This is a genomic window from Streptomyces sp. CT34, assembly GCF_000805335.1.
Classification (GTDB): Bacteria; Actinomycetota; Actinomycetes; order Streptomycetales; family Streptomycetaceae; genus Streptomyces.
Genome location: NZ_KN708638.1, coordinates 1,042,394 through 1,050,188 on the forward strand (window position 1 = coordinate 1,042,394; position 7,795 = coordinate 1,050,188).

At 71.9% G+C, this 7,795-nt stretch carries 6 protein-coding genes and 1 pseudogene; 2 read left to right on the plus strand and 5 right to left on the minus strand.

The window, feature by feature from the left end:
• A pseudogene (locus RZ84_RS40580) lies at positions 1-336 on the minus strand (hypothetical protein); the annotation flags it as partial.
• Positions 337-550: 214 nt separating this feature from the next.
• A complete protein-coding gene (locus RZ84_RS04720; RefSeq protein WP_043263207.1) occupies positions 551-766 on the minus strand; it encodes a hypothetical protein in 216 nt (71 codons plus the stop codon).
• Positions 767-1,443: 677 nt separating this feature from the next.
• On the opposite strand from RZ84_RS04720, the gene RZ84_RS04725 reads away from it, so the two are divergent.
• Positions 1,444-2,484 carry a PHP domain-containing protein gene (locus tag RZ84_RS04725; protein WP_043269179.1) on the plus strand — a complete coding sequence of 347 codons (1,041 nt, stop codon included), beginning with the start codon at positions 1,444-1,446 and terminating at the stop codon, positions 2,482-2,484.
• Between the two features lie 12 nt (positions 2,485-2,496).
• Here the strand turns inward: RZ84_RS04725 and RZ84_RS04730 are convergent, their stop codons facing one another.
• The 3 genes from RZ84_RS04730 to tdh are packed head-to-tail and all read right to left on the minus strand — an operon-like array spanning position 2,497 to position 5,759.
• The gene (locus tag RZ84_RS04730) at positions 2,497-3,405 is read right to left on the minus strand and encodes a LysR family transcriptional regulator (protein ID WP_043263208.1); all 909 of its coding nucleotides are present in this window, start codon (positions 3,403-3,405) and stop codon (positions 2,497-2,499) included.
• 51 nt (positions 3,406-3,456) lie between these two features.
• Entirely contained in the window at positions 3,457-4,689 is a 1,233-nt protein-coding gene (locus RZ84_RS04735; RefSeq protein ID WP_043263209.1) for a glycine C-acetyltransferase, read from the minus strand.
• Between the two features lie 41 nt (positions 4,690-4,730).
• Entirely contained in the window at positions 4,731-5,759 is a 1,029-nt protein-coding gene (gene tdh, locus RZ84_RS04740; RefSeq protein WP_043263210.1) for an L-threonine 3-dehydrogenase, read from the minus strand.
• A 350-nt stretch (positions 5,760-6,109) separates the two neighbouring features.
• On the opposite strand from tdh, the gene RZ84_RS04745 reads away from it, so the two are divergent.
• Entirely contained in the window at positions 6,110-7,699 is a 1,590-nt protein-coding gene (locus RZ84_RS04745; RefSeq protein ID WP_043263211.1) for a S1 family peptidase, read from the plus strand.
• Positions 7,700-7,795: the final 96 nt, after the last annotated feature.

The window sequence follows — 7,795 nt, forward strand, 5'->3', positions numbered from 1 at the left end:
GGCGATGGCGCGGACGACGGTGGTGGTGCCCTGTGCCGTACGGACCTTCACGACGGGCGCGTTGGCGGCGACCGGCTTGCCTTCCTCGGCGAGCACCGCGGTCACCTGGCCGGCGACGGGGCTCTGGAGCAGGTAGCTGCCCTGGCCGTGGGTGAGGATGCCGGGGGCGCCGAGGGTCGAGGAGACGGTGCCGGTGACCGCCCAGACGGCGGCGCCGGCCATCACGAGGACCGTGACGATCAGGACGAGCCAGCCCTGCGGCCGGGCGAAGCGCACCGGCAGGTCGAGTTCCTCGGGCGACTGCAGCTTGGAAAGGGCCTGCTGGCGGAACTGCACGTCACTCTTCCCTCAACTGCACGATCTGGTACGGGACATCATGGCACGGCGCAGGCGGCCGGCGGTATGTCCTGCGGTGAACGGCCAGGTGCCCCGGGGCCCGGTGGGAACCGGGCTGTCCGGGGCACTCGGCCCGGCACGTCGGCAAGGAGGGGCCGCCGACGTGCCGTTGTCTCCGCTCGATGCCGGTTGTGCCGCTCAGCGGCACAGGGGCTCAGAGACCGGCGGTCAGGCCACCGACGGTGCCCTGCAGGTTCACGCCGGTGGCGCCCTGGACCAGGCCGGTGGCGGTGGTGAGGACACCCGCGGCCGGGCCGATGGAGTCAACGGTGTTGGTGACGGTGCTCAGCGCGCCGCCGACGAGGCCACCGGACACGTTGTCCAGGTCGGCGTCGGAGATTTCCTGGGTCTGAACCTGGGCGTTGTTCATGATGTTTCCCTTCGGATCAATATCAAGAAAAAGCAGGCGAACGGGCCGTCCGGTGGGATTGACCCGGCCGCGGCAACGGTAGTCGGGGGCCCGAATTCGGGAAACCCGGGTGACTCCCGCAGTGCGAAGGATCAAAGCACGCAGGCCCGTTGCCCTGCTAATCGGAGAACCGTCGATCCGGACGCGAACGCTCCGTCGAATTACCGGACGTGTACATGCATCCATGAGTTGGTGGCAACTTCTTCACACCTCCTCCGGTTTCTTTTCCGTCGACCTGTCGTTGCGCTCCGTAGCGAACGGGACATTCCCGTACCAACCCGCTGATCCACAGGTCAGAGCCGGATCACAAAACCATCGGGCGGGCGCTGACTGCGCATTCGGTGTGCAGATTTGCTGAAGGCGGCCAGTCTTTACGACTTCACAGCGCGACCCCCCGGCCGGAAGTCCGGCAAGCATTGCGGACACTGGTCCAGGATGTTGCAGAGGCTTTAACCGCACATGATTCCCTGTGACTTCCGCTGTGGTAACGACCGGAATGACCGCCGTTATCTCGACGCCATTCCACTGGAAACGGATCGACCATCCGGAGAACGGACATATTCGCATAACTGCGATAGGGGAGGTTCGCCGTACCGCTCGCGGTGGCAGCCGGCCAGTCGCCGGTGCACGGTGGGGAGGTGGATCCCGTGGCGGCGCTGGAGCGGATCGCGTTCCTGCTGGAGCGGCAGGGCGCGGTCACCTACCGGGTGCAGGCGTTCCGTACGGCCGCGGCGGTCGTCGGCGAACTGTCCGGGGAGGAACTGCGCGAGCGGGCGGCGAACGGGACGCTGGGCCGTCTCAAGGGGCTCGGCCCGAAAACCACCCGGGTCGTCGAAGAGGCCCTCGCGGGGCGGCGGCCCGCCTACCTGGCGCGGCTGACGGAGGAGGCCGGCGGCCCGCTGGTCGAAGGGGAGCGAGGGCGGGCGCTGTTGCGGGCGCTGCGCGGGGACTGCCATCTGCACTCGGACTGGTCGGACGGCGGCAGCCCGGTGGAAGCGATGGCCAGGGCCGCCCGCGACCTCGGCCACGACTGGTGCGTGCTGACCGATCACTCCCCGCGCCTCACCGTCGCCCGAGGGCTGACCGCCGAGCGGCTGCGGCGGCAACTGGTGCTGGTCGCGGCGGTGAACGCGCAACTGGCGCCGTTCCGGCTGCTGACCGGCATCGAGTGCGACATCCTCGACGACGGCTCGCTCGACCAGGAGCCGGAACTGCTGGACGAACTCGACGTGGTGGTCGCCTCGGTCCACTCCAGGCTGCGGATGGCGAAGGGCCCGATGACCCGCCGGATGCTGGCGGCCGTACGCAACCCGCTGGTGGACGTCCTGGGCCACTGCACCGGGCGGCAGATCACCGGAAAGCCGCGCCCGGAGTCGGAGTTCGACGCCGGGGAGGTCTTCGCGGCGTGCGCCGAGCACCGTACGGCCGTGGAGATCAACTGCCGCCCGGACCGGTTCGATCCGCCGCGCCGGCTGCTGCGGCAGGCGCTCGACGCCGGCGCCCTCTTCGCCATCGACAGCGACGCGCACGCACCCGGCCAGCTGGACTGGCAGATCTACGGATGCGCCCGCGCCGAGGAGTGCGGCGTCCCGGCGGAGCGGGTCATCACCACCTGGACGGCCCGCCGGCTGATGGCCTGGACCCGCACCGGCCGGACACCGGGCCGGGCCGCCGGCTGACGTCCGGCCCGGTCAGCCGTGGGCTGCCGCCGCCGTCCGGAGCGCCGTGAGCACCGGGCGGAGCAGCGGGTGGTCCTCGGCGCCGCGGCGTACGGCGGCGAAGACCCGGCGGGTGGGGGCGACTCCGTCCACCGGGCGGACCACCGCATCGGTCAGATCCATCCCGCGCAGCGCCGAGCGCGGCACCAGCGCGACGCCCGCACCCGCGGAGGCGAGCGCCACCACCGCCCGGAAGTCATCCGAGGAATGCTCCAGGCGCGGCTCGAAACCGGCGTATTCGCAGGCCAGGACGACCACGTCGAGGCAGGGGTTGCCGGAATACGGGCCGATCCACGGGTCCTTGGCCAGCCCCGCCAGCGGCACCCGCTCCGCGCCGGCCAGCGGGTGGCCGGGCGAGAGCACCGCGTCGAACGGCTCGGCGTACAGCGGGACCCGGGTCAGCCGGGGGTCGTCCTCGCCCGGCGCACCGCGGTACTCCACCGCGACCGCGACATCGACCTGCCGGTCCAGCACCATCAGCAGGCTGGCGTCGCCCTCGGCGTCCTGGACACGGACGCGGATGCCGGGCGCGGACCGGGCCAGCTCGGTGATCGCCGGGGCGAGCACCAGCCCGATGCCGGTCGCGAACGCGGCCACCGTCACCGTGCCCGCCTCCCCCGCCTCATAGGCGGCGAGCTCCGACTCGGCGCGCTCCAGCTGGGCCAGGACGGCATTGGCATGGCCCAGCAGGATGTCGCCCGCGGCGGTCAGCCGGACACCGCGCGCGCCGCGCTCCACGAGGCGGTGGCCGGTCTCCTGCTCCAGGGCCGCCAACTGCTGGGAGACCGCCGAGGGCGTGAGGTAGAGCGCGGCTGCCGCGGCGGTGACCGTACGGTGGTCGGCCAGCGCACGGAGGATGTGCAGCCGGCGTGCTTCGATCATGCTTCCAGTCTCGCAGGGTGCGGCCGGTTGTTCCCTTGCGGACGGCCCGGTTCAGCGCACCAGCGCGGCGCGGGCGGCCACGAAGGCGTCCACCGCGCGGTGCACGTCGTCCGTGGAGTGCGCCGCGGACAGCTGGACCCGGATCCGCGCCTGCCCCTGGGGGACGACCGGGTACGAGAACCCGATGACGTACACCCCGCGCTCCAGCAGCAGCTCCGCCATCCGGCCCGCCTCGGCCGCGTCGCCGATCATCACCGGCGCGATGGCGTGCTCGCCGGGCAGGATCTCGAAGCCCTCCTCGGTCATCCGGGAGCGGAACAGCGCGGTGTTGGCGTGCAGCCGCTCGCGCAGCTCGCCGGCGGACTCCAGCAGGTCGAGCACCTTGAGGGAGGCCGCCGCGATCACCGGCGCCAGCGAGTTGGAGAAGAGGTACGGACGGGAGCGCTGGCGCAGCAGGGCGACGATCTCGGCGCGGGCGGCGACATAGCCGCCGGAGGCGCCGCCGAGCGCCTTGCCGAGGGTGCCGGTGATGATGTCGACGCGGTCCATCACGCCGTGCAGTTCGGGTGTGCCGCGCCCGCCGGGACCGACGAAGCCGACCGCGTGCGAGTCGTCGACCATCACCATCGCGCCGTAGCGGTCGGCCAGGTCGCAGATCTCGGGCAGCGGCGCCAGGTAGCCGTCCATGGAGAAGACGCCGTCGGTGACGACGAGGGTGCGCCGGGCGCCCTCCGCCTCCTTCAACTGGCGCTCCAGGTCGGCCATGTCGCGGTTGGCGTAGCGCAGTCGGCGGGCCTTGGAGAGCCGGATGCCGTCGATGATGGAGGCGTGGTTGAGGGCGTCGGAGATGACCGCGTCGTCCGGGCCGAGCAGGGTCTCGAAGACACCGCCGTTGGCGTCGAAACAGGAGGAGTAGAGGATGGTGTCCTCTTGGCCGAGGAATCCGGAGATCCGCCGCTCCAGCTCCTTGTGGACCTCCTGCGTACCGCAGATGAAGCGGACCGAGGCCAGTCCGTAGCCCCAGCGGTCGAGCGCCTCGTGGGCGGCGGCGACGACCTCGGGGTGGTCGGCCAGGCCCAGGTAGTTGTTGGCGCAGAAGTTGAGGACCTCGCCGGGGCGGCCTTCCCCAGGCTCTTGACTTCGCTCGAGCAGGGGAGACCCCATTGCGGTGACCGCGACGGTGGCGGACTGCGGGGTGCCGATGACCCGCTCCGGCTTGTGCAGCCCGGCGGCGCGGATCTCGTCGAGGGTGCTGCGCAGCTCATCGCGTACGGAGTCGAACATGGGGCCTTCCTTAGGGGTGCGTCGGGGGGACCGGGCCGGGATCAGGCGGCCCAGTCGAGGATGACCTTGCCGCCCTGGCCGCCGGCCGCGTCGGCGAAGGCGGCGTCGAACTCCTGGTACGGGTAGCGGCCGGTGATCACCGGTGCGAGGTCGAGGCCGCCTTCGAGCAGGACCGACATCGCGTACCAGGTCTCGAACATCTCCCGGCCGTAGATGCCCTTGATGGTGATCATGGAGGTGACGATCCGGGACCAGTCGACCGGGAACTCCTGGGACGGCAGGCCCAGTACGGCGATCCGGCCGCCGTGCGTCATGTTGCCGATCATGTCGCGCAGCGCCTCGGGGCGGCCGGACATCTCCAGGCCGACGTCGAAGCCCTCGCGCAGGCCCAGTTGGTGCTGCCCCTCCGCGATCGAGGACCGCCCGACGTCGAGGGCGAGAGTGACGCCGACCTGCCGGGCCAGTTCGAGGCGCTGCTCGCTGACGTCGGTGATCATCACGTTGCGGGCGCCGGCGTGCCGGGCGACCGCCGCCGCCATGATCCCGATCGGCCCGGCCCCGGTGATCAGTACGTCCTCGCCGACCAGGGGGAAGGAGAGCGCGGTGTGCACGGCGTTGCCGAAGGGGTCGAAGACCGCGGCGATGTCGAGGTCGACCGGGACCCGGTGCACCCACACATTGGCCGCCGGCAGCGCCACGTACTCGGCGAACGCGCCGTCCCGGCCGACGCCGAGCCCGACCGTGGCCCGGCACAGATGGCGGCGTCCGGCCAGGCAGTTGCGGCACTTGCCGCAGACCAGATGGCCCTCGCCGCTCACCAGGTCCCCGGCGCGTATCTCGGCCACGTCCCGGCCGGTCTCGACGACCTCGCCGACGAATTCGTGGCCGATTGTCAGCGGGGCGTTGACGGACTGCCGGGCCCAGCCGTCCCACGACCGGATGTGCAGGTCCGTGCCGCAGATGCCGGTGCGCAGCACCTTGATCAGCACATCCCCCGCGCCGACCGCGGGCTCCGGCACGTCCGTGAGCCACAGTCCCGGCTCCGCCTTCTGCTTGACCAGTGCCTTCACCGTTAGAGCTCCCGTACGTGAAGAGGTGCCGTGCCGTTCACGGGGGCCCGATCCGGCCGCCCGTTCCCCGGCCAGAAATCTCCCCTACCGCGGCCGTCCGGTCCATCGAGGATTTCTTAAGCGCGGCGACAGCTGCCCTTCACGCCCGGCCGGCCGAGCGGGCCGGGGAGTGTAGGACTTCGCAGCGGTGAACGCCGGAATTCATCACAGCTTGAGTGCCATGGGCCCGGGGCGGGCGGGGCTGCGTAGGACTGGAGGGCAACACACGGGTGCCGGCGCGACGCACTGCGGCTCCCCGTGTGCCCCCACCCTGTGCGTCCCTGGAGGTCAGTGAATTGAGCCACCGACATGTGAACAAGCGGACCGGTGTCATGGCCGGCGCCGCCGCGGCCGCCATCGTGGGCGCGGCGGTCCTGCTGCCCAACGCCCATGCGAGCACGGACCGGCCGGCCCCACGGACGCTCAGCAGCCACGCGGCCACCCAGCTGGCGGCGGCGCTCAAGGCGGACCTGGGGGACCGGACCGCCGGCTGGTACCTGGACGGCGCGAACGGCCACCTCGTCGTGAACGTCCTGTCCCAGGACGCCGCGCGGAGCGTCACGGCCAAGGGCGCCGTCGCCAAGGTCGTCCACAACAGCATGACCGCGCTGACGGCCGGCACGAAGACGCTGCGCGACACCGCCTCGGTGCCCGGCACGGCCTGGTCCATCGACCCGAAGACCAACAAGATCGTGGTGACCGCCGACAGAACGGTCACCGGCGCAAAGATGGCCAGGCTCACCAAAGCCACCGCGGCCATGGGCGCGGGCATGGTCACCGTCCAGCGGTCCCAGGGGGTGTTCCAGCGCTACGACGGCGGGAACACGGGTGGCCCGGCGGGCGGCAGCGCGGGCGGCAACGCGAGTGGCGCGGCGGGCGGCAACGCCGGTGGAACGGCGGGGAGTTCGGCGGGCGGCTCCGCGGACGGCGGTGCCGGGCAGAGCGACGGCGGTGCCGGACAGAACGGTGGCGGTGCCGGACAGAACGGTGGTGCCGGACAGAACGGCGGCGGGCAGAACGGCGGCGGTGGACAGGGCGGCGGCAGCGCCGCGGGACCGATCGGCGGTACCGCCATCTTCGGTGGCAACGCCCGCTGTTCCCTGGGTTTCAACGTCACGGTCAAGGGAGCGCCCGCCTTCCTGACGGCCGGTCACTGCGGCAACGACTCCAAGACCTGGTCGGCGGACCAGGGGGGCCGGCCACTGGGTACGGTGAGCAACTCCAAGTTCCCGAAGACCGACTTCGCGCTGGTCACCTACAACGACCCCGGTACGAAGCCGCAGAGCGCGGTCGACCTGGGCAACGGCGGCACCCAGCAGATCACCAAGGCCGCGGACGCCGCCGTCGGCATGAAGGTCAAGCGGTCGGGCTCCACCAGCGGGGTCCACGACGGCACCGTCACCGGCCTGGACGCGACGGTCAACTACGGCAACGGCGATGTCGTCAACGGCCTCATACAGACGGACGTCTGCGCGGAGCCCGGCGACAGCGGCGGCTCGATGTTCTCCGGCGACGCGGCCGTCGGGCTGACCTCCGGCGGCAGCGGCGACTGCAAGCGTGGCGGTCAGACGTTCTTCCAGCCGGTCACCGCCGCGCTCCAGGCCACGGGGGCACAGATCGGCGCCGGGAGCGGCGGCGGCAACGGCGCGGGAGGCGGCGACACGGGGGGCGCCTCCGGCGGTGCCGGCAGCTCCGGTGGCGGGACCCAGGACCCGGGCTCGACAGGCGGCGCGGGCACCCAGGACCCGGGCTCCACGGCCGGCGCCGGCACGCAGGACCCCGGCAGCGGCGGCCAGGACCCCGGCACCGGATCCCAGGACCCGGGTAGCGGGGCCCAGGACCCAGGAGCCGGCAGCGGCAGCGGCGACCCCGGCACGGGAAGCCAAGGATCACCGAACTGAACACTGAATGGAACGGTGAGCCGAACTGACGGAGAAGGTAAGGGAGTTCGCCTGGATTCACCGCGGCTCCGCTCCCCCCCCCCCCCCCCCCGGGGG

What these genes read in the sequence shown, in the direction of transcription:
- RZ84_RS04730 (WP_043263208.1), bottom strand. Translation starts at nt 3,405, where the DNA reads ATGATCGAAGCACGCCGGCTGCACATCCTCCGTGCGCTGGCCGACCAC.
- RZ84_RS04735 (WP_043263209.1), bottom strand. Translation starts at nt 4,689, where the DNA reads ATGTTCGACTCCGTACGCGATGAGCTGCGCAGCACCCTCGACGAGATC.
- RZ84_RS04720 (WP_043263207.1), bottom strand. Translation starts at nt 766, where the DNA reads ATGAACAACGCCCAGGTTCAGACCCAGGAAATCTCCGACGCCGACCTG.